Source organism: Silvimonas sp. (assembly GCF_031291215.1).
GTDB lineage: Bacteria > Pseudomonadota > Gammaproteobacteria > Burkholderiales > Chitinibacteraceae > Silvimonas > Silvimonas soli.
Map to the genome: position 1 here is coordinate 1 of NZ_JARLJK010000150.1, position 20,306 is coordinate 20,306.

Consider the following 20,306-nt stretch of genomic DNA (forward strand, 5'->3'; position numbering starts at 1 on the left):
GATCTGGGCGTAGCCCTTGGCTTCGCCACCGAACTTGCGGGACAGGATCGTGGTGATAGCAGCTGTCAGCGTGGTCTTGCCATGGTCAACGTGACCAATCGTGCCAACGTTTACGTGCGGTTTTGTCCGCGCAAACTTTTCTTTAGCCATGATATTTCCTTCTCGAGAACCTGAAATATACCAGCGAATAAAATATGGAGCTGATGGTGAGAATTGAACTCACGACCTCTCCCTTACCAAGGGAGTGCTCTACCCCTGAGCTACATCAGCGCATCCTGGAGCGGGTGAAGGGAATCGAACCCTCGTCGTAAGCTTGGAAGGCTTCTGCTCTACCATTGAGCTACACCCGCGCTTTAACCGAATTTAAAACCAAGTAAATACGTATATATTTAAATAGTCCCAACATTCGGGAGAGCGGGTAAACACTTCACGCCGCGTAATTTGGTGGAGGGGGAAGGATTCGAACCTTCGAAGGCAGAGCCGTCAGATTTACAGTCTGATCCCTTTGACCGCTCGGGAACCCCTCCTGAATGAGGAGCGCATTATGGCTAACGCACCGAACCATGTCAAACACTTTCCCCCCAACAAATCCAACAAAGACGACACCCCATTGAAAAACATGAGATTTTTTCATTACCAACACATCGCCGACGGCAGCCCCTCACTGCGTTCGGCGGCAGCATCGCCGAACTGTCGAGCAAAACAGCCCGGCTTCGCGCGCGTTATTCATACCAAAACTAAAATAAAAACCAGACAAAAATAGCCCGATTAATTTTTTTAGCAAAAGTGTTGACACCTAAAACCGGGTAGTGTTTAATTCGGTCCTCTCGAAGGCCAGTTAGCTCAGTTGGTAGAGCAGCGGATTGAAAATCCGCGTGTCCGTGGTTCGATTCCGCGACTGGCCACCAGATTTAAAAAGCCGATGCTTACGCGTCGGCTTTTTTCATTTGCGCCATTCAATCACGTCCAATCCCCCTATCTCACCCGGCCCTCAGATACCTACAGTTTTCTGTTACGTTTTTCCACTCGAGATTCAGGCCCGCCGCCCCTCCGCGACAAGCGGATGCGTATTCACACAATGCGTATACCAGAAGCTACAACTCTCTATTTCAAATTGCCAATTTACTATCATTAAAGTCTAATTCCCTTACTCGATTCGCCAGCAATTTGCATTACGCATTTTTTGGTACTTACCAGCCAGCCAAGGCCGCTCGAGAATAACCAAGGGGATTTAAAGTGAGTAAATTACGTAATGTGCTGGCAAAGCCGGCACTGATGATGATCGGTATGCCGTTACTTGCGGTAGTACTGACTTTGAGTGGCTGCAATGGCGCTTCAGATGGAACCAATTTGAACGATGTTGTTGGTTCTACCACACCGACACCGACCCCCACGCCCACTCCAGCGGCTCCCGCTCAGATCACATTCTTGCTCAGTAGCACCAACGTTTCGAGCCTGAGCTCGGTGAACGTGACAGTCCGCGCTCTGGATGCCAACAACGTCCTCATGAGTGGTCAGACGGTGACGCTGTCTGCTTCATCGGGCAGCATTTCGAATGTATCGAACAGTGGTGTGACGGATAGCAACGGCGCGGTCACCTTCAATGTTTCTCCGGCTGCAGGTGCGACATCCGGCACCATTACCATTACCGCGTCAATCGGCTCGGTATCATCCACTGCTTCCGTCAGCATCATTGGAAACTCCGCTGCCTCGGTAAAGCTGGGTACCAGCAACGTTATCACCGCCCTTGATTCAACCCGCTACTCCATCCCTTATAACGTGCTCGTTACCGACAGCAATGGCAATCCGATCACCAACACTACAGTTAACCTGACGATCGTGCCGGTGGCTTGGTATCAGGGCTATTCAGTCCAGTCCACGAAGTCATGGATACCTCAGCGCGTCAATTCGGTAATCTGCACTACGGGTGGCAATTGCAACCCGGCGACCATATCACCTTCAACAACCCTGACTACCGACTCTACCGGCTACGTCACCTTTGATGTACTTTACGCAAAAAACTATGCCAGCTGGGCCGACGTGAAAATCACCGCAAGCACCACGCTGGCAGGTGGCCCGACTAGCGACACCGCTTCATTTTCGCTACCGGGACTGTCTTCTGATTATACAAACCTGACCGTCGCCCCACCTGGTCAGTGCAGCCCATTTAATAGTTCAGCCACCCAGTTCGGTGGCACTACAGGCTGCTAAGCCGCACGCTGCCTCTTTGCGGAAAAAACAAAACCGGGATGGTTCGCCACCCCGGTTTTTTTTGCGCAGTCAATCAGGGTCAAATCCCGCTTAAGATTGCTCGCCGCTCCAGCCATAGCGCTTCAGATCGACCTTGCCGTTTTCTCCGAATTTCACGCCCTCTGCCTCCAGCAAAAACCGTTGCAAGTCATCATTGCCGTTAAGCCCGCGCGGACTCACTTTGCCTTGGCTGTTGATCACACGTTGCCACGGAATCGAATCGTCCATGCAGCGCCCAACCATGCGGGCATGCCGAGGGAAACCCGCAAGACGGGCAACTTCGCCATAGGTACAGACCCGTCCTTTTGGAATACGAACAACGACGGATTGCACCGCAATACGGATACCCAGACTCTTTGTCATTTCCGGTTCCCCAAAAGCAAACGGGACGGCAAGCCGTCCCGTTTTACCTGACTAGTGCTTACTTGCGTTCAACCTGCGATACATCGCGCACCGCGCCGGTATCGGCACTGGTGGTCATCGCCGCATAGGCTCGCAGTGCTGCGCTGACAAAACGTTCGCGCCCGACAGGTTTCCAGGCATCCTTGCCCTTCGCTTCCATTTTGGCGCGACGATGGGCCAGTTCTTCGTCGCTCACACGCAGCTGGATGGTGCGGTTCGGGATGTCGATATCAATCGCGTCGCCTTCCAGCACCAATCCAATCGCGCCGCCTTCTGCCGCTTCTGGTGAGCAGTGACCGATTGACAGGCCCGAGGTACCGCCAGAGAAGCGGCCGTCAGTCAGCAAGGCGCAGGCTTTGCCCAGACCCTTGGATTTGAGATACGAGGTTGGGTAGAGCATTTCCTGCATGCCCGGGCCGCCCTTGGGGCCTTCGTAGGTGATGACAACCACGTCGCCCGCCACAACCTGATCTGCGAGGATGGCTTCAACCGCTTCGTCCTGGCTCAGGAACACGCGCGCACGCCCTGAGAACTTGAGGATGGAGTCATCCACACCCGCGGTTTTAACGATGCAACCACGCTCGGCGATATTGCCGTACAACACAGCAAGGCCGCCATCCTGGCTGTAGGCGTTTTCTTTGCTGCGGATACAGCCACCGGCGCGGTCATCATCCAGGCTTGGGTAGCGCATGGATTGCGAGAACGCGATGGTCGTCGGGATGCCACCCGGTGCCGCACGGTAGAAATGATGTGCCACGCTATCCGCAGCAGCACCGACGATGTCCCACTTGGCCATGGCTTCGGCCATCGTAGCCGAGTGCACGGTCGGGATGTCGCGGTTGATCAGGCCCGCGCGATCAAGCTCGGCCAGAATGGCCATCACGCCGCCAGCACGATGCACGTCTTCCATGTGGTACTTCTGCGAGGCCGGAGCCACCTTGGCCAGGCACGGTACACGGCGGCTGATCTGGTCGATTTGTGCCATTTTGAAATCAATGCCGGCTTCGTTGGCCGCAGCCAGCAAATGCAGCACGGTATTGGTGGAGCCGCCCATGGCGACATCCAGGCTCATGGCATTTTCAAAGGCAGCCACGGTGGCGATATTGCGCGGCAGCACAGACTCATCATCTTGCTCGTAGTAGCGACGAGCCAGTTCAACCACGGTACGGCCAGCCTGCAAGAACAGTTGCTTACGGTCCGCGTGGGTAGCCAGCAGCGAGCCATTGCCCGGCAGCGACAAACCCAGCGCTTCAGTCAGGCAGTTCATGGAGTTGGCGGTGAACATGCCGGAGCAGGAGCCACAGGTTGGGCAGGCAGAGCGCTCCATTGCGGCAACTTCTGCATCCGTCACATTCGGGTTGGCAGCTTCGATCATGGCGTCGATCAAATCCACATGGCGCTCTTCACCGCGCCAATCTACCTTGCCGGCTTCCATCGGGCCGCCGGAGATGAAGACCACCGGAATATTGAGCCGCAATGCGGCCATCAACATACCCGGGGTGATTTTGTCGCAGTTGGAGATGCACACCAGCGCGTCGGCGCAGTGGGCGTTCACCATATATTCCACCGAGTCTGCGATCAGATCGCGGCTGGGCAGGCTGTACAGCATGCCGCCGTGGCCCATGGCGATACCGTCATCCACGGCGATGGTGTTGAATTCTTTGGCAATCCCACCGGCTTTTTCAATCTCGCGGGCAACCAGTTGGCCGAGGTTATGCAAATGCACGTGGCCCGGAACAAACTGGGTGAACGAGTTGGCGATGGCGATGATCGGCTTGCCGAAATCGTCGTCCTTCATACCGGTGGCGCGCCACAGCGCGCGGGCTCCGGCCATGTTGCGACCGTGGGTGGAAGTGCGGGAACGATAGGCTGGCATAAGACGGGTCCTTGAAACCGGATTGGCATCGACTGCAACAAATATGCAGCTGAAGCCGTAGTTTAAACGAGTGATCGATCAATGCGACGAGCAACAACGGGACCCCGGTCAGGTAGCTGCAGCTCGATAAATTAAACATGCTCAAACAGGCTCGTGGCGCATTTGGGCAAAAAGGCGTTGCTGTATAATGCCCGATTTTATCCAAAAGCCTGCCCCACATGCTAATTCACCCGCATTTCAACCCGATCGCCCTGCAAGCAGGACCGATTGCGATCCACTGGTACGGGTTGATGTACCTGCTCGGCTTCTTGCTGTTTTTGTTGCTCGGGCGCCGCCGTATCAAGCTGGGACGCCCCGCCGGCTGGCAATTGAGCGAACTGGACGACCTGCTGTTCTATGGCGTACTCGGGGTGATTCTGGGCGGGCGTCTCGGGTACGTATTGTTCTACAAGCCGGATTTTTATTTCAGCCATCCGTTCGATATCGTCAAAGTCTGGGAAGGCGGCATGTCCTTTCATGGCGGCTTTATCGGCGTTCTGGTGGCAGTCTGGTTCTTTGCGCACAAAACCGGACGACGTTTCTTTGCCGTGACCGACTTTATTGCGCCACTGGTCCCGCTCGGTTTGTTCTTCGGCCGGATGGGCAACTTTATCAATGGCGAGCTGTGGGGCCGCGTTACCGCGCCAACGCTGCCTTGGGCGATGGGCTTTCCGAGTGCCGCCAGCGCCGATAACGCCGCTGCGTTGCGCGATCCCCAGCTGCAGCAATGGCTGGTCCAATACGGTATGTTGCCGCGTCATCCGTCCCAACTGTATGAAATGCTGACCGAAGGTCTGCTGCTGTTTGTGGTGCTGTATGGCTACTCGTCAAAACCACGCAAGGTAGGACAGATTTCCGGGCTGTTCATGTTTGGTTATGGTCTGTGCCGCTTCTGTGTCGAATATACGCGCGAGCCAGATGACTTCCTCGGCTTGCTGGCCATGCACTTGTCGATGGGCCAGTGGTTGTCCATTCCGATGATCTTGCTTGGCCTGCATCTGTTCTGGTGGTCCTCCCGCGGGCAAAGCAAGCAGCACTAAGTTTTGGCAAACATCGCTAACAGAAAAAAAACGGCACTGACTCCATTCAGTGCCGTTTTTTTATTACCCCTAACACTTCGCATTTTCGGGTGCTGTGCTAACGTCAGTGCTAACCGATTGATCCACAGGCGAGACCAACAATGACCGAAACAATGATCGCAGACGGCAATATCTGGTGGTGGTTGCTCGCCTTTGGTTTGATGATTACCGGCCTGATTGGCACGGTGTTCCCGCTCTTGCCGGGCACACCGTTCCTGTTTTTCGGCATGCTGATTGCCGCATGGATCACCGCATTTACTCGCGTCGGCTATATCACGCTGGGAATACTGTTTGCGCTGGTATTGCTTTCGGCGGCGCTGGACTGGATGGCCGGGGCTTTGGGAGCGAAAAAAGCCGGAGCAAGCAAACTGGCGGTATCGGGCGCCATATTGGGCTCGCTGGCGGGGATGTTCGCCGGCATTCCGGGATTGATTCTTGGCCCGTTTATTGGTGCGGCGTTAGGTGAACTCTATGCGCGGCGTGATCTGGTACAGGCGGGCAAAGCCGGTGTTGCTACCTGGCTGGGATTATTGCTGGGAGCAATTGCCAAGGTGGGCATTGCGCTGATGATGATCGGCATCTTCGCTTCGGTCTGGTTGTTTAACCGCTAACCCGGCGCGCAGCTGGCGCCGGGCCGAGCCCGCAATACCGGTTAGAACCAGCGCCGATATTTAAAGAATCCAGTCAGCGCCAGCGCAATGGCGAGCATCACGCCAATCAGCACAAAGTAGCCATTGTGCGTATGCAGTTCCGGCATATTCTCGAAATTCATGCCGTAGATCCCGGCCAGCAAAGACAACGGCATGAAGATGGTGGTGATCACCGTCAGCACCCGCATTTGCAGATTCATGCGATGCGACTGCAAAGACAGATAGGTATCTTGCAAGCTGCCGACCAGATCGCGCAGCGCTTCAACGCTTTCGATCAATTGCACGGTGTGGTCGTACACATCACGCAGATAGAGCTGGGTTTCATTGCGGAAAAAATCCGGCTCGTCGCGCTGCAGCGTGTTGATCATCTCCCGCAATGGCCACAGTCCACGTTTTACCGCCAGCAAAGACCGCCGCAGGCTCTGGATTTCCCCAAGATGATCTGGTCCGGGACCATCTTCAAAACTGTCTTCAACAGCTTCGATGCGCTCACCCACTGCTTCGAGCACGGTGAAATACCGGTCAACCAGTTTGTCCAGCAACGAGTACACCAGATAATCTGCGCCCAACCGTCGCAGTTGCGATTGCTCGTTCTGCAGTGCTTCCCGTATGCCTTTGAACGAGCCGGTTGGCCTCTCCTGGAAAGTCAGCACGTAATGCGGGCCCAAGACGATCGAGATTTGCTCGCTCTCGATATTGGCCGTTTCATCGGCATGCACCAGCCGAGCAGTGATGAACAAATAACCCTGGTAAACCTCGACCTTGGCACGCTGCTCGGTGTTCAGGATGTCTTCCTGCACCAGCGGGTGCAAGCCGAAATGGCGACCAATTGTTTTGACGAACTCAGTATTGGCCAGACCATGCACGTTGATCCAGATGGTGTGGCCTTCACGCGGCGCGGGCAGATGGCATTGCACGTCAACAAGCGCGGATTCGTGCAGATCGTCCGGCTCCGGGCCGAACTCGGTCAGCGTCGCCAGCGTCGGCTGGGTCAGTTCCTTGCCCACGTACAGCAGTGTACCTGGCTGCAAACCAGCTTTATCGGCGCGGGGATGTTGTCTTATACGTTGTGTTCGACGATTGCCAGCTCGTGCCCTACGGTTTGCCATGCGTGTGTTTCCTCGATTAATGCGTGCCGGGTGAGCGGCCGTGCGGCCAGCCAGCCCGACTCAAAACTCAGGGTATAGCGCTTGCCATTGGTGCTTAAGCGGCAATCCGGGCCCACATCATCGTTGCGGGCGCGGTGCACGATACACGCCAGCCGCAGCGCCAGCACGGCTTGCCAGAGCGCTTCGCCCGAGGGCTTGCCGGCTTTTTCCAGTTTGCCGCGCTGGGCCAGCGCCAGCGACGCCAGTTGCGCTTGTTCACGCCGCGAGAATCCTGGCATATCGGAATGCTGCAGGATGTAGGCGGAATGCTTGTGATAACTGGTATGCGAAATCGCCCGGCCCACTTCGTGCAACATGGCTGCGTAATATACATCCAGTGCCAGCGCTTCGTTCACCTGCGGCAAATCTGCGGCCAGACTTTGCGCCAATGCGGCCACTCGCTGCGCCTGCGCTGCATCGGTGTGATAACGTCGTAAAAATCCGGTCACTGTTTGCGAACGCACGTCATGCTGGCCGTGGCGACCCAGCAGGTCATACAGCACGCCATCGCGCAGCGCGCCTTGGGTAATCTGCATGCGCTCAATGGCCAGCAAATCGAATACCGCGGCCATGATGGCAAAACCGCCTGCCAGCACCGGACGGCGATCATCGCGCAAGCCATTCAGTTTGACCTTATCTACGTGCCCGGCCTCAAGCAGGATGTGGCGAATTTTGCTCAGCCCGCCACGGGTAATGCCACCGCTGGCGATATCGTTCAGTTCCATCACGTCGGCCAGCGAACGCGCAGTGCCGGAGGTGCCGATCGCCATATCCCAGTGGCGTGAGTGGAACTCTTGCTCCAGTGGCTGGATGACCTCACCCGCCGCAATCTCGGCGGCAGCAAGGCGGTCTGGCGTGATGACTCCGTCCGGAAAAAACCGCAAGCTCCAGGAAACACAGCCCATCAGCGTACTTTCGGTAATCAGCGGCGCATGCTGGCGGCCAACGATGAACTCGGTGGAGCCACCGCCGATATCCACCACCAGGCGTTTTTCTCGCGAGGACGGCAGGCTGTGCGATGCGCCCAGATAAATCAATCGGGCTTCTTCGCGGCCACCGATAATTTCGATGGGGAAACCCAGCGCTGCTTCGGCCAGCGGCAAAAACTCCTGGCCGTTCTTGGCAACCCGGAAAGTATTGGTCGCCACCGCCCGCACTTGTTCCGGGCGCATGCCACGCAGACGCTCACCAAACCGCGCCAACGCCGCCAGCGCTTGTTGCTGGGCTTGGGGCGTCAGGTAATTGCGCGCATCCAACCCGGCGCCAAGGCGCACGGTTTCCTTGAAGGTATCCAGCGGCACTACCGTGTTTTCCAGCGAGCGCGCCACCTGCAAGCGAAAACTGTTGGAGCCCAGATCAACTGCGGCGATCAGATCATCGTCAAACATGTGTTTTCCAACTCCGGAAAGGCTGCGTACTCAGAATAGTGGGGTATCGGCCAGATGCGTAGGCAACATAGCGAACCCGCCGAGCGCTGGCAATCGCCGAAATGCACAATGGATAGTCAGGGATATCTGGCAGGCAAGAAAAAAGCGGCCCGAAAGCCGCTTTTTCTGTCTCACCAACCCGAAGAGCCGGCCAGAGATTATTCGCCGTCGCGAGGTGCCAATACCAGACGCTCGACTTCTTCTTGCGATTTGTGGCGGATATCCTGGCCTTTGACCAGGAACACCACTTGCTCGGCCACGTTCACCGCCAGATCGCCAATGCGCTCAATCGCCTTGGCAATCCACAGGATATCCAGGGTCAGCGAAATGGTGCGCGGGTCTTCCATCATCAGCGTAATCAGCTGACGTTGCAGGCCTCGGTATTCTTCATCCAGGCGGTTGTCATCGCGAATGACCTGCGTAGCTTGTATGGCGTCCAGGCGAGCGAAGGCATCCAACGCCTTGGACAACATATCCAGCGCGTCTTCAGCGATGTGGTTCAGTTCGTTGAAACGTGGCACCTGCAGACGGCCACTGTCGTAGATGTTTTTGGCGCGTTGGCAAATGCGTGAGGCTTTGTCGCCAATGCGCTCCAGATCTTCCACCGACTTGATCACGGTCATGACCATGCGCAGGTCGCCAGCAGCCGGTTGGCGACGGGCGATCATGTGGATACACATGTCGTCCAGTTGCACGTGCATGGCGTTAACGCGCTCTTCTTGCTCGAGCACCTTGTTTACGATGACCAGATCACCCGTGGCCAGTGCTTCCATTGCAAGACGAACTTGCTCTTCCACCAAGCCAGCCATGCCCAGTACGTTGGAGCGGATTGCTTCCAGTTCAGTATCGAATTGCTTTGAAATGTGTTCGGCCATTTAGCCCATCTCCGACAGCGTGCGGTTTATTAAGCCCGGTAACATAACACGCCTTTGTTACCAATATGTTGCAAGTCGCCCGCACAAGAAACAATGGCGGTTGCGAGTGCCAGTAAGCGCCGCAGGCCGCCATCGCTCGCACGGTTATTTATAGGTCTGCACACCCGTAGCCGTGCCCAGCAACAGTACATCGGCACGACGTACTGCAAACAGGCCGTTGGTGACCACGCCGACGATCTGGTTCAGCTGGGTTTCCAGTTTGGTTGGCTCGCTAATCTGCCAGCCATGTACATCCAGAATGATGTTGCCATTGTCAGTGACCACGCCTTCGCGATAAGACGGATGCCCGCCCAGCTTGACGATCTCGCGCGCCACGTAAGAACGCGCCATCGGGATCACCTCCACCGGCAGCGGGAACTTGCCCAAAACGGTGACATATTTGCTTTCGTCGGCGATACAGATGAATTTCTCCGCCACCGCCGAAACAATCTTCTCGCGGGTTAGCGCTGCGCCACCGCCTTTGATCATCTGCAGTTGATGGTTGATCTCGTCTGCGCCATCTACATACACCGGCAGTTTGTCGATGCTGTTCAGATCAAACACTTCAATGCCCAAGCCCTTGAGCCGTTGCACGCTCGCTTCGGACGAAGACACCGCGCCCTTGATACGGCCCTTGATGCTGCCCAGTGCGTCAATAAAGTAATTTGCGGTTGATCCGGTACCCACACCCACAATGCAATCGTCCGGAATGTATTGCAGCGCGGCGCGCCCTACGGCTTCTTTCAGTTCGTTTTGCGTCATGGTGTGTTCCTCTGTGTATCGAAATCGAATATCTGGAATATGAGATCAGAAACAGGATGCGGGCGCGGTGAGCACGCCCAAGCCGTAATTGTAGCAGGCCGCCCGCATGCGACGCCGGGTCAGTGCAGGGTGGATAACCAGGTGCGAATGCCGGCCAGCAGCATTTCGACCGCAATGGCGGTGAGGATCAGCCCCATCAACCGCTCAAACGCCTGCGTCAGGCGCTCGCCCAGCCAGTAGCTGATGCGCTCGGAAAACAACAAGGTCAGCCCGCACACCAGCATGGTCAGCGCCAGCGCGCCTGCCCATTCCCAGATACGGTCCGGGTCGTGTGAAACCAGCAGCAGCACGGTGGCCAAGGCCGATGGGCCAGCCAGCAACGGCACCGCCAGCGGCACGATAAAGGGCTCGCCGTTCAGATCGTTATCGCCGAAAACCCCTTCCGGCTTGGGGAAAACCATGCGCAGCGCGATCAGAAACAGAATGATGCCTCCGGCAATACCCAGCGAGGTTTCGGACAAATGCATGACCCGCAAAAACGCCTGCCCGAACACCATGAATGCCAGCAGGATCAGGAACGCAATCAGCGTCTCCCGCACGATCACTTTGACGCGACGCTCACGCGGCACGGTCTTGAGCAGCGAGACGAATAGCGGCAAACCACCCAGTGGATCGGTTACCAGCAACAGCAGGACAAGGGCCGAAAGAAATGTATGTGTCATAACCACGATTCTCGCACAGGGGCAGGCGTTCTCGTTTGACATAACTCGCCCCAACACTTGTGCTTGCCCTGCACGGTACAATCCAGAATAATAATGAGAATAGATCGCATTAATATCAAATATGCAAAGACCATGCCCGCTGAAACGGGCGTGACAAAGGAAAATAATGGCCAATATTCTGTTTGTCGTCTGGCGTGAAAGTGTCGAGGCCTTGCTGGTCATCGGCATTCTTTATGCCTGGTTGCGCACCTCCGGCCTGCATGAGGGCATGAAGTATCTGTGGGGCGGCGTGGCGGCGGGTCTGGCATTGGCCGCAGCCCTGGCTGGCGCCATGATGGCACTGGAAAGCGTGTTGCCGGAGGGCTCGATTGAGTACTTCCAGTTGGCCATGGTGTTGATCGCCAGCGGGCTGATCGTACAGATGGTGTTCTGGATGCGCATGCATGGCCGCACGCTCAAAAAAGAGCTGGAAGGCGAGATGTCTGAAGCGGCGGAAAAAGCCAACTGGTGGGGCTTGTTGGTGGTGGTCATGCTGGCCGTCGCCCGTGAAGGCTCAGAAGCCGTGGTGTTCTTGTACGGTCTGGGTCTGGGCACGGGCAACGCGGGTCAGACCGCACTGGCTGCAGGACTGGGGCTGGCGCTGGCTTTCCTCACCTTCTGGCTGTTGCAGCAAGGCGGCAAGATTTTCTCGTGGAAGCTGTTCTTTCGGGTTACCGAAATCATGCTGTTGCTGCTGGCCGCGTCCATGCTGATCAACGGCGTGGAACGCATGATCGGGCTGGACTGGATTCCGGGCCTGGTTGATCCACTCTGGAACACCTCCGCACTACTGGATGACAGCACCCGCTTTGGTGGCGTGGTTGGGGCACTGACGGGCTATCGCGCCCAACCGGCACTGACCATGGTCCTGGTTTACGTAGCATTCTGGGTGGCGGTTATTTACGCACTCAAACGGGTCAAACCCAAGCTGGCTCCGGCCAAACCCGCTACCGCCGTAACCGATGCGGTAGCCCAGTCGGGCCGTTAAGTCTTAACCTCCGGCTCGCGACCAGGAGTCCGGATTCATGCCCAGCAGGAACATGAATCCGGACCAACAAAAATCCCACCGCTTGTATGCCCGCGCGCCAACGCAGCCGTTAGACTCTTTCAACCCTCTTGAAAGTGCGCGCCGTGGCTGATCAATCTGCCCCTATTCTGCCTGCCGTTGTTTCCCCGCCGATCACTCCCTGGTCGCTATTTCTCACCTTCGCTGCAATGGGCCTGCAAGGCTTCGGCGGCGTAATGCCGTGGGCGCGGCGGATACTGGTGGAACAACGCGGCTGGGTGGATAACCGCGAATTCACCGAACTGTTCAGCCTGTCGCAAATTCTGCCTGGCCCCAACATCTGCAATCTGGCCAGCATTCTGGGTTATCGCTGGTGTGGTTTACGTGGCGCGGCGGCGGCGTTGCTTGGCCTGTTGGGGCCATCAGCGCTGGTGGTATTGGCGATTGGTGTGTTCTATGAACATGTGCAAGCGCATCCGGCAGTTGCGGGAGCCGTGCGGGGCATGAGTTCGGTTGCGGTCGGACTGGTGCTCGCCACAGGGATCAAAATGGCACAAACGCAGCCACGCACGTGGCGAGTGGCTGCGCTGGGCTTAGCTTCGCTGGTTGCCGTGGGCCTGCTGCACTGGCCGTTGCTGTGGGTGCTGGGTGTGTTGATTCCGCTGGCATTGGCGCTGGAATGGCAGTCATCGCGCAAGGTGACTGGCTAATGGGCGTGCTGATTCAACTCTCGCTGCAGTTCCTGCTGATCTCTTTCCTGGCTTTTGGTGGTGCCAGCGCCACCTTGCCCGAGATGCATCGTTTTCTGGTCGTACAACACCACTGGATCGACGATCAAACGTTCTCCTCGCTCTACGCCATCTCGCAAGCCGCCCCCGGCCCCAATGTCTTGTTTGTGGCGCTGTTTGGCTGGCAAGTTGCCGGGTTGCCCGGAGCGATCTGCACGCTGTTTGCCATGTGCATACCGGCGGCGATTCTGGCCTTGCTGTTCGAACACTACGCTTCGCGCTACCCGGAACATCGCTGGCACTATATGTTCCGCCGTGCGCTGGCGCCCATTACGGTCGGACTGGTCATGGCCACCGCGTTAATCGTGATGCAGGGTGTCGGCTTCTCAGCTGGCCCCGTGCTGCTGGCGGGGGTGGCAGTCTGGGTGACGTTGCGCACCAAATACAATCCGCTGTGGCTGATTGGGCTCGGGGCATTGCTGGGCGCGCTCGGCTGGATTTAACCCGGACTTTCTTGCGCCGGAACCTTGAAAGATTGCCCATTGCCAACCATCCTGAAAGCCCCCGAACTGATCGTCTATCTCTGCCCAAGGATGTCTGCAATGTCTCAAGCACCTTTGTTGTCCCACGCTTCGGTTGGCACCAACCAGTTTGATAAAGCTGCGGTTTTCTACGACGCGGTTATGGTCACGTTAGGCTGCAAACGCATCCTCGATTACCCGGGTGCCATTGGCTACGGCGCCGAATATCCCGAGTTCTGGGTCCAGCATCCGCTGGATGGCAAACCGGCCTCAGTGGGCAATGGCACTCATGTCGGCTTTACCGCAATCAGCAAAGCACAAGTTGATGCTTTCCATGCTGCTGCGCTGGCTCACGGCGGCGTGGACGATGGCGCTCCCGGCCCGCGTGAGGATTACGGCGCGCAGTATTACGGCGCGTTTGTGCGCGATCTGGATGGCAACAAGATTGAAGCGATGTTTTGGGATGAATCCAAGGCGTAGGCTGTTTCGGTACTCAAATAAAAAACGGGACTCAATGTCCTGTTTTTTAGTTTGCAAACAACCCGCACTTACCAAACGCCAACGTATTCCAGAATCCCTTCTGCAGCCTGGCGACCTTCATAAACCGCACGCACCACCAGATCCGCACCGCGCACTTGATCGCCACCGGCGAAGATTTTCGGGTTGGAAGTTTGATGCTTGAAGGTTTGTTTAAACGGCGCCACAGTGCGGCCCCATTCATCACTATTGATGCCTTGCGCATCAAACCAGCTGGCCGCTTCCACCTGGAAGCCAAAGGCGACAATCACGTGATCGCATTCGATGATTTCTTCCGAGCCCGGCACGTTTTCAGCGCGGCGACGGCCTTTTTCATCGGGTTCGCCCAAGCGAGTAGTCACCAGCGTCAGTGCCAGGCTGCCATCAGCGTTCTGTTTAATGTTGATGGGCTGGCGGTTCCACCAGAACTGCACGCCCTCTTCTTTGGCATTGGCCACTTCGCGCTTGGAGCCAGGCATGTTGGCTTCATCGCGACGATAGGCGCAGATGACGCTCTTGGCGCCCTGGCGAATTGAGGTGCGGTTGCAGTCCATGGCCGTGTCACCACCGCCCAGCACCACCACGCGCTTGCCTTGCATCGATTGCGGCGCTTCGCCAGCGGGCAAGGTCTGCATTTTCTGGCGCACGTTGTTGATCAGGAATGGCAACGCTTCCATCACACCGGGCAAATCCTCGCCCTCAAAGCCGCCCTTCATGTACTTGTACGCGCCCATGCCCATAAACACAGCATCGTAGTCGCTCAACAACTGCTCAATGGTGATATCGGTACCGATCTCGGTATTCAGACGAAACTCAACGCCCATGCCTTCCATGATTTCGCGGCGGCGGGCGACGATTTCTTTTTCCAGCTTGAATTCGGGGATACCGAAGGTCAGCAGACCACCAATTTCTTCATAGCGATCAAACACCACCGGCTTGATGCCATTGCGCACCAGCACGTCCGCGCAGCCCAAGCCAGCCGGGCCCGCCCCGATGATGGCGACTTTTTTGTCAGTCCACACCACTTTGGACATATCCGGCCGCCAGCCTTGCTCGTAGGCGGTATCGGTAATGTATTTCTCCACCGAGCCAATCGACACCGCGCCAAAGCCGCCTTGATTGAGCGTACAGGCGCCTTCGCACAGACGGTCTTGCGGGCATACCCGGCCACAAATTTCCGGCAGGCTGTTGGTCTTGTGGCTCAGTTCAGCGGCCTCGAACAACTTGCCTTGCTGCACCAGTTCCAGCCAGTTGGGAATGTAGTTGTGAACGGGGCATTCCCATTCGCAATACGGATTGCCGCAAGATAGACACCGACCAGCTTGCTCGGCCGCTTCGCCCGCGACCAGCGGCTGATAAATTTCCTTGAACAGATAGATACGCTCGTTCGCCGGGACTTTCTCGCCCGGGTTACGCGCTACGTTCATGAACTGAAATACATCCATTGGCTGCTCCGGTGAGGAGTCAGGGGTGTCCCGATAACGCGGGATAAAAGGCTTGAGGGATAAAACCCGCTGACCCACCCCAATCAAATTTGTAATCCGCAATGGTGCGCATAAATGCGCACCCTACGGGTTGAGGGGCTGTAGGGTGCGCATTCATGCGCACCGTTCCAACCGTCGATCAATCCTTCAACAGATCATCCAGCTTGGCGGCCTTGGGCTTCACCAGCCAGAAGTAATCCACGGCTTCGTCAAAGTCGTGCAGCAACTCTTGGGCGCGCACAGAACCGGTCTGCTTCAGGTAGTCCTTGAGCTTTTCCTTGAGGAAGGCCCGAACTGCACCATAGGACTCACCATTGATCAGGTTGATATCCACCAGTTCGTTGTTGTAGCGATAGGCGAAGCGTTGCTGAGTGTCATACACCAGCGCAAAACCGCCGGTCATACCCGCGCCGAAGTTGTAGCCGGTTTCGCCCAGCACAATCACCGTGCCGCCAGTCATGTATTCACAACCGTGATCGCCCACGCCTTCCACAATGGCCAGCGCGCCGGAGTTACGCACTGCGAAGCGTTCGCCCGCGCGGCCAGCGGCATACAGCTCGCCGCCAGTTGCGCCATACAGGCAGGTGTTACCAACAATCACCGCATCGTCCGCGCGGAATTCGCTGACCTTGGGCGGATAGATCACCACGCGGCCACCCGACATGCCCTTGCCCACGTAATCGTTGGCATCGCCTTCCAGCTCCAGCGTCAGCCCCTTGGCGTTCCACACGCCAAATGATTGCCCGGCCGAGCCGTTGAGCTTGATATGCAAACAATCTGCCGGCAGGCCGTCGGCACCGTGGGCCATGGCGATTTCGCCGGACAAACGCGCACCAATCGACCGATTCACGTTGCGCACTTTGTATTCAAAGCGCTGCGGTGTTTTGGCCTTGATACCCGCCAGCGCGTCCGCCACCATTTGCTCGGCCAGTTCACCCTTGTCGAATGACGGGTTGCGATCTGCCACGCAGAAACGCGGTTCGCTATCCGGAATCGTGCCTTGGCTGAGCAACACGTCCAGACGCAAGCGTTTTTGCCGTTCGGTCGCGCCTTCAATCAAGCCCAGCAATTCGGAACGGCCGATCAGTTCTTCCATCGAGCGCACACCCAGCTTGGCCATCCATTCACGGGTTTCGCGGGCGATAAAGGTGAAGTAATTGACCACCATGTCCGGCAAGCCGGTGAAGTACTTGCTGCGCAGTTTGATTTCTTGCGTCGCCACACCGGTGGCGCAGTTATTCAGATGGCAAATGCGCAGATATTTGCAGCCCAGCGCCACCATCGGGCCGGTGCCGAAACCGAAGCTTTCCGCGCCCATGATCGCGGCCTTGACCACATCCAGCCCGGTCTTCAGACCACCGTCGGTTTGCACCCGCACGCGGCCACGCAAGCCATTGGCTCGCAACACTTGCTGCGCTTCGGTCAGGCCCAGCTCAAACGGCGTACCGGCGTATTTCACGCTGGTGAGCGGCGAGGCACCGGTGCCACCGTCGTAGCCGGATATCGTAATCAGATCGGCATAAGCCTTGGCCACACCCGCAGCAATGGTGCCCACGCCAGGTTCAGCCACCAGCTTCACCGACACCAGCGCCTTCGGATTGACCTGTTTCAAGTCGAAAATCAGCTGGGCCAGATCTTCAATCGAGTAGATATCGTGATGCGGCGGCGGACTGATCAGGCTGATGCCAGGCTTGGAGCAACGCAACCGCGCAATCAACGGGCTGACTTTGTCACCCGGCAACTGGCCACCCTCACCCGGCTTGGCGCCTTGTGCCACCTTGATCTGCAGCACTTCGGCGTTGACCAGGTAATGCGGCGTCACACCAAAGCGGCCCGAGGCCACTTGCTTGATCTTGGACATCTTCATGGTGCCGTAGCGCGCCGGGTCTTCACCGCCTTCGCCGGAATTGGAACGACCACCCAAGCGGTTCATGCCTTCGGCCAGCGCTTCATGCGCTTCCGGGCTGAGCGCGCCCAGCGACATCCCGGCGGAATCAAAGCGCGCCAGGATCGCCTCAACGGATTCGACTTCTTCCAGCGGGATGGCTTTGGCCGGATCAATTTGCAGCGCCATCAAGTCACGCAGCATGGCTACCGGGCGTTGATTTACCAGATCAGCGTATTTGAGGTAATCCTTGTACTCGCCGCCCTGCACCGCCTTTTGCAGTTGCATGACCACGTCCGGGTTGTAGGCGTGGTATTCCTCGCCAAACACGTACTTGAGCAAGCCACCCTGGGCAATCGGCCGCATGCTGTTGAACGCCAGACGGTTCAGCTTGAGCGTGTCGGCTTCAAAGTCGGCAAAGTTGGCGCCGCCAATGCGCGACACCGTGCCTTCCATGCACAGTTTGATGACTTCTTCGCCAATACCCACGCCTTCAAACAGCTGTGAGCCGCGATAAGACGCCACGGTGGAGATGCCCATTTTGGACATGATCTTCAGCAAGCCTTTGTTGATGGCCTTGCGGAAGTTATTAGTGGCTGCCAGCAACGGCAGGCTGATCTGCCCGCTACCAACCAGTTCCAGAATCGTCTGGTAGGCCAGATACGGGAACACGGCGGTGGCGCCGAAGGCAATCAGACAAGCAAAGTGGTGCGGATCGCGTGCGGTGGCCGTCTCGACCACCAGGTTGATCTTGCAGCGCAAACCGGCATCGACCAGCGCGTGGTGCACGGCCCCCGTGGCAAACAACATGTGGATCGGCAAACGGCCCTGGGCGATCTGTTTGTCGCTCAGTATCACCACTACCGTGTGTTCATTGCGCACGCTGGCCAGCACCTGCGCTTGCAGTTGCTCAATGGCTTCTTTGAGCGAGACTTTGGCAGGATCGTAAGTGGCATCAAAGAACGCCGGTTTGTAGTCGTCACCCGGCAAGGATGTGAGCGCATCGAACTTGTCACTGGACAACACTGGCGAGCGCACTTCCAGCCGCTTGGCGTTGTCTTCGGTCACCGAGAACACATTACGTTCCGGGCCGAAACAGGTATTCAACGACATCACGATCGCTTCGCGAATCGGGTCGATCGGCGGGTTGGTGACCTGGGCAAACTGCTGGCGCAGATAATCAAACGGCGAGCGCACTTTTTCTGATAACACCGCCATCGGCGTGTCGTCACCCATTGAGCCTACGGCTTCCTGGCCGTCTGCCGCCAGCACGCGCAGGATCTGGTCGCGCTCTTCATAGGTCAGCGCAAATTGCTTCTGGAAGATCAACAACTCGGGGCGGGACATCTCCGGCAGCGGACTGTTGTCTTCACTCAACTCCAGCTGAATGGCGTTGTTCTTGATCCACTTGCGATACGGATGCGTCGCTTTCAGCCGGTTATCAATGGTTTCGGTATCGAGAAAATCACCGGTTTCCAGATCGACAGCCACAATCTGTCCCGGCTTGACGCGGCCTTTTTTCACCACGTCTTCTGGCTTGTAGTTCCACACGCCGATTTCCGAGGCAATCGTCAGATGGCGGTCTTTGGTGATCACATACCGCGCCGGACGCAGGCCGTTGCGGTCCAGCATGCAACCGGCGTAGCGGCCGGTGGTCCAGACGATGCCAGCCGGGCCGTCCCACGCTTCCATATGCATGGAGTTGTATTCATAGAAAGCGCGCAGATCGCGATCGTTGCTATCCACGTTCTGCCAAGCCGGTGGCACCAGCATGCGAAACGCGCGGAACACGTCCATGCCGCCCATCATCAGGCCTTCGAGCATGTTGTCCAGGCTCATCGAATCCGACCCGTCGGTTTGCACGATCGGGCGCACGGTGTTCATGTCCAGCAGCGGCGAATCCATGATCGCTTCACGCGCCTTGGCCCACAGCCGGTTGCCTGACAGCGTGTTGATCTCACCGTTATGCGCCAGGAAGCGAAACGGCTGCGCCAGTTTCCACTGCGGCCAAGTATTGGTAGAGAAGCGTTGGTGATACACGGCCAGCGACGAGGCAAAGCGCTCGTCGTTCAGGTCCAGATAAAACACTGGCAGGTTTTCCGGCGTAACCAGGCCTTTGTAGGACAGCGTCTGCGAATTCAGTGTCGGGATATAAAACCCGGGGTCGCTGGCTTTGTTGGATTTCTCGGCCACGCGGCGCGCTTGATACAGGCGACGTTCAAACTCCGCTTGTTCCATGCCAGCGGGCGCGTTCACAAAAGCCTGGCCGATGGCGGGTAATGTGCGCATGGCGTACTCGCCACAGGCCTCGGTATTGATCGGCACGGCGCGCACACCGGCCAGCGTCAACCCTTGCGCTTCAATGGCGTTTTGCAGATTGGTCAGCGAGGTTGCACCCTGGGTCGCGTCCGTCGAGCGAAATACCAGCCCGGCAGCGTACAAGTCAGCCAGCGTAAAACCGGCTTCGGCGGCCACGGCACGCAAGAAGGCATCCGGTTTACGGAACAGCAAACCACAGCCGTCGCCCGATTTGCCATCGGCGGCCACCGCGCCACGGTGCGTCAAAGCGGCCAGCGACGAAATGGCGGTCTTCACCAGCCAGTGGCTGGGTTGGTCGTCCATTTGCGCGATCAAGCCAAAACCGCAACTGTCCTGTTCGAACTCAGGCCGGTATAGGGTGTTCTGCAACCCGCTTTGTCTGTCCATGGCACTACCCTTGAAGAAGCAGCATATTGCAAGCGAAAAGGCGTTAATTTTACCAACGTATCAGGGTTTTCCACAATGCGGATGCCCTGAGGTGTCGGGAATGCGCCCTGCCCTGACCAGTCAAATCGGCATGCGCGCGCCTGACTCGATTT

The 20,306-nt window shown here is 57.3% G+C and carries 18 protein-coding genes and 4 tRNA genes; 9 read left to right on the plus strand and 13 right to left on the minus strand.

The window, feature by feature from the left end; translation table 11 throughout:
* The 4 genes from P4L78_RS21620 to P4L78_RS21635 all read right to left on the minus strand — a co-directional run.
* Positions 1-150, minus strand: a 150-nt coding sequence (locus P4L78_RS21620; RefSeq protein WP_309330956.1) for a GTP-binding protein, incomplete at its 3' end; no start/stop codon positions are given.
* A gap of 45 nt (positions 151-195) precedes the next feature.
* Positions 196-270 (minus strand) — tRNA-Thr (locus P4L78_RS21625).
* A gap of 6 nt (positions 271-276) precedes the next feature.
* A tRNA-Gly gene (locus tag P4L78_RS21630) sits at positions 277-350 on the minus strand.
* A gap of 92 nt (positions 351-442) precedes the next feature.
* Positions 443-527 (minus strand) — tRNA-Tyr (locus P4L78_RS21635).
* 17 nt (positions 528-544) lie between these two features.
* Here P4L78_RS21635 and P4L78_RS21640 point away from each other — a divergent pair.
* The 3 genes from P4L78_RS21640 to P4L78_RS21650 all read left to right on the plus strand — a co-directional run bounded on the left by P4L78_RS21640 (position 545) and on the right by P4L78_RS21650 (position 2,211).
* Positions 545-763 carry a hypothetical protein gene (locus tag P4L78_RS21640; RefSeq protein ID WP_309330670.1) on the plus strand — a complete coding sequence of 73 codons (219 nt, stop codon included), beginning with the start codon at positions 545-547 and terminating at the stop codon, positions 761-763.
* Positions 764-832: 69 nt separating this feature from the next.
* Positions 833-908 (plus strand) — tRNA-Phe (locus P4L78_RS21645).
* Positions 909-1,236: 328 nt separating this feature from the next.
* Positions 1,237-2,211 carry an Ig-like domain-containing protein gene (locus tag P4L78_RS21650; protein WP_309330672.1) on the plus strand — a complete coding sequence of 325 codons (975 nt, stop codon included), beginning with the start codon at positions 1,237-1,239 and terminating at the stop codon, positions 2,209-2,211.
* A gap of 90 nt (positions 2,212-2,301) precedes the next feature.
* On the opposite strand, the gene P4L78_RS21655 is transcribed toward P4L78_RS21650, so the two are convergent.
* Positions 2,302-2,613: an MGMT family protein gene (locus tag P4L78_RS21655; protein WP_309330674.1), complete on the minus strand. Its 312-nt coding sequence runs from the start codon at positions 2,611-2,613 to the stop codon at positions 2,302-2,304.
* A gap of 58 nt (positions 2,614-2,671) precedes the next feature.
* Entirely contained in the window at positions 2,672-4,528 is a 1,857-nt protein-coding gene (gene ilvD, locus P4L78_RS21660) for a dihydroxy-acid dehydratase (protein WP_309330676.1), read from the minus strand.
* A gap of 218 nt (positions 4,529-4,746) precedes the next feature.
* Here ilvD and lgt point away from each other — a divergent pair, with 218 nt between their 5' ends.
* A complete protein-coding gene (gene lgt, locus P4L78_RS21665) occupies positions 4,747-5,607 on the plus strand; it encodes a prolipoprotein diacylglyceryl transferase (RefSeq protein ID WP_283148187.1) in 861 nt (286 codons plus the stop codon).
* Between the two features lie 140 nt (positions 5,608-5,747).
* A complete protein-coding gene (locus P4L78_RS21670) occupies positions 5,748-6,257 on the plus strand; it encodes a DUF456 domain-containing protein (RefSeq protein ID WP_283148186.1) in 510 nt (169 codons plus the stop codon).
* 41 nt (positions 6,258-6,298) lie between these two features.
* Here P4L78_RS21670 and corA read toward each other — a convergent pair whose 3' ends face one another.
* From corA to P4L78_RS21695, 5 genes are all read right to left on the minus strand, one after another.
* The gene (corA, locus tag P4L78_RS21675) at positions 6,299-7,405 is read right to left on the minus strand and encodes a magnesium/cobalt transporter CorA (protein WP_283148185.1); all 1,107 of its coding nucleotides are present in this window, start codon (positions 7,403-7,405) and stop codon (positions 6,299-6,301) included.
* Positions 7,357-8,832 carry an exopolyphosphatase gene (ppx, locus tag P4L78_RS21680; RefSeq protein ID WP_283148184.1) on the minus strand — a complete coding sequence of 492 codons (1,476 nt, stop codon included), beginning with the start codon at positions 8,830-8,832 and terminating at the stop codon, positions 7,357-7,359. The genes corA and ppx overlap by 49 nt, the downstream gene beginning before the upstream one ends.
* A 197-nt stretch (positions 8,833-9,029) precedes the next feature.
* Entirely contained in the window at positions 9,030-9,746 is a 717-nt protein-coding gene (gene phoU, locus P4L78_RS21685; RefSeq protein WP_283148183.1) for a phosphate signaling complex protein PhoU, read from the minus strand.
* A gap of 144 nt (positions 9,747-9,890) precedes the next feature.
* The gene (gene rpiA / locus P4L78_RS21690; RefSeq protein WP_309330680.1) at positions 9,891-10,547 is read right to left on the minus strand and encodes a ribose-5-phosphate isomerase RpiA; all 657 of its coding nucleotides are present in this window, start codon (positions 10,545-10,547) and stop codon (positions 9,891-9,893) included.
* 119 nt (positions 10,548-10,666) lie between these two features.
* Positions 10,667-11,269, minus strand: coding sequence for a MarC family protein (locus P4L78_RS21695; RefSeq protein ID WP_283148181.1), 603 nt, complete (start codon positions 11,267-11,269; stop codon positions 10,667-10,669).
* A gap of 166 nt (positions 11,270-11,435) precedes the next feature.
* Here P4L78_RS21695 and P4L78_RS21700 point away from each other — a divergent pair, with 166 nt between their 5' ends.
* From P4L78_RS21700 to P4L78_RS21715, 4 genes are all read left to right on the plus strand, one after another.
* A complete protein-coding gene (locus tag P4L78_RS21700; RefSeq protein WP_309330683.1) occupies positions 11,436-12,296 on the plus strand; it encodes an FTR1 family protein in 861 nt (286 codons plus the stop codon).
* 143 nt (positions 12,297-12,439) lie between these two features.
* Entirely contained in the window at positions 12,440-13,024 is a 585-nt protein-coding gene (locus tag P4L78_RS21705) for a chromate transporter (RefSeq protein ID WP_309330685.1), read from the plus strand.
* Positions 12,994-13,545, plus strand: coding sequence for a chromate transporter (locus P4L78_RS21710; RefSeq protein WP_309330687.1), 552 nt, complete (start codon positions 12,994-12,996; stop codon positions 13,543-13,545). The genes P4L78_RS21705 and P4L78_RS21710 overlap by 31 nt, the downstream gene beginning before the upstream one ends.
* A gap of 99 nt (positions 13,546-13,644) precedes the next feature.
* Positions 13,645-14,043, plus strand: a complete 399-nt coding sequence (locus tag P4L78_RS21715; protein WP_309330689.1) for a VOC family protein — start codon at positions 13,645-13,647, stop codon at positions 14,041-14,043.
* Between the two features lie 68 nt (positions 14,044-14,111).
* Here P4L78_RS21715 and P4L78_RS21720 read toward each other — a convergent pair whose 3' ends face one another.
* Positions 14,112-15,524, minus strand: a complete 1,413-nt coding sequence (locus tag P4L78_RS21720) for an FAD-dependent oxidoreductase (RefSeq protein ID WP_309330691.1) — start codon at positions 15,522-15,524, stop codon at positions 14,112-14,114.
* A 178-nt stretch (positions 15,525-15,702) separates the two neighbouring features.
* Positions 15,703-20,154, minus strand: a complete 4,452-nt coding sequence (gltB, locus tag P4L78_RS21725) for a glutamate synthase large subunit (protein ID WP_309330693.1) — start codon at positions 20,152-20,154, stop codon at positions 15,703-15,705.
* Positions 20,155-20,306: the final 152 nt, after the last annotated feature.

Bases quoted from the DNA above. Each gene is read 5' to 3' on its own strand.
- P4L78_RS21640 (WP_309330670.1), top strand. From the start codon at position 545: ATGGCTAACGCACCGAACCATGTCAAACACTTTCCCCCCAACAAATCC.
- P4L78_RS21655 (WP_309330674.1), bottom strand. From the start codon at position 2,613: ATGACAAAGAGTCTGGGTATCCGTATTGCGGTGCAATCCGTCGTTGTT.
- ilvD (WP_309330676.1), bottom strand. From the start codon at position 4,528: ATGCCAGCCTATCGTTCCCGCACTTCCACCCACGGTCGCAACATGGCC.
- lgt (WP_283148187.1), top strand. From the start codon at position 4,747: ATGCTAATTCACCCGCATTTCAACCCGATCGCCCTGCAAGCAGGACCG.
- P4L78_RS21670 (WP_283148186.1), top strand. From the start codon at position 5,748: ATGACCGAAACAATGATCGCAGACGGCAATATCTGGTGGTGGTTGCTC.
- corA (WP_283148185.1), bottom strand. From the start codon at position 7,405: ATGGCAAACCGTAGGGCACGAGCTGGCAATCGTCGAACACAACGTATA.
- ppx (WP_283148184.1), bottom strand. From the start codon at position 8,832: ATGTTTGACGATGATCTGATCGCCGCAGTTGATCTGGGCTCCAACAGT.
- phoU (WP_283148183.1), bottom strand. From the start codon at position 9,746: ATGGCCGAACACATTTCAAAGCAATTCGATACTGAACTGGAAGCAATC.
- rpiA (WP_309330680.1), bottom strand. From the start codon at position 10,547: ATGACGCAAAACGAACTGAAAGAAGCCGTAGGGCGCGCCGCGCTGCAA.
- P4L78_RS21695 (WP_283148181.1), bottom strand. From the start codon at position 11,269: ATGACACATACATTTCTTTCGGCCCTTGTCCTGCTGTTGCTGGTAACC.
- P4L78_RS21700 (WP_309330683.1), top strand. From the start codon at position 11,436: ATGGCCAATATTCTGTTTGTCGTCTGGCGTGAAAGTGTCGAGGCCTTG.
- P4L78_RS21710 (WP_309330687.1), top strand. From the start codon at position 12,994: ATGGCAGTCATCGCGCAAGGTGACTGGCTAATGGGCGTGCTGATTCAA.
- P4L78_RS21715 (WP_309330689.1), top strand. From the start codon at position 13,645: ATGTCTCAAGCACCTTTGTTGTCCCACGCTTCGGTTGGCACCAACCAG.
- P4L78_RS21720 (WP_309330691.1), bottom strand. From the start codon at position 15,524: ATGGATGTATTTCAGTTCATGAACGTAGCGCGTAACCCGGGCGAGAAA.
- gltB (WP_309330693.1), bottom strand. From the start codon at position 20,154: ATGGACAGACAAAGCGGGTTGCAGAACACCCTATACCGGCCTGAGTTC.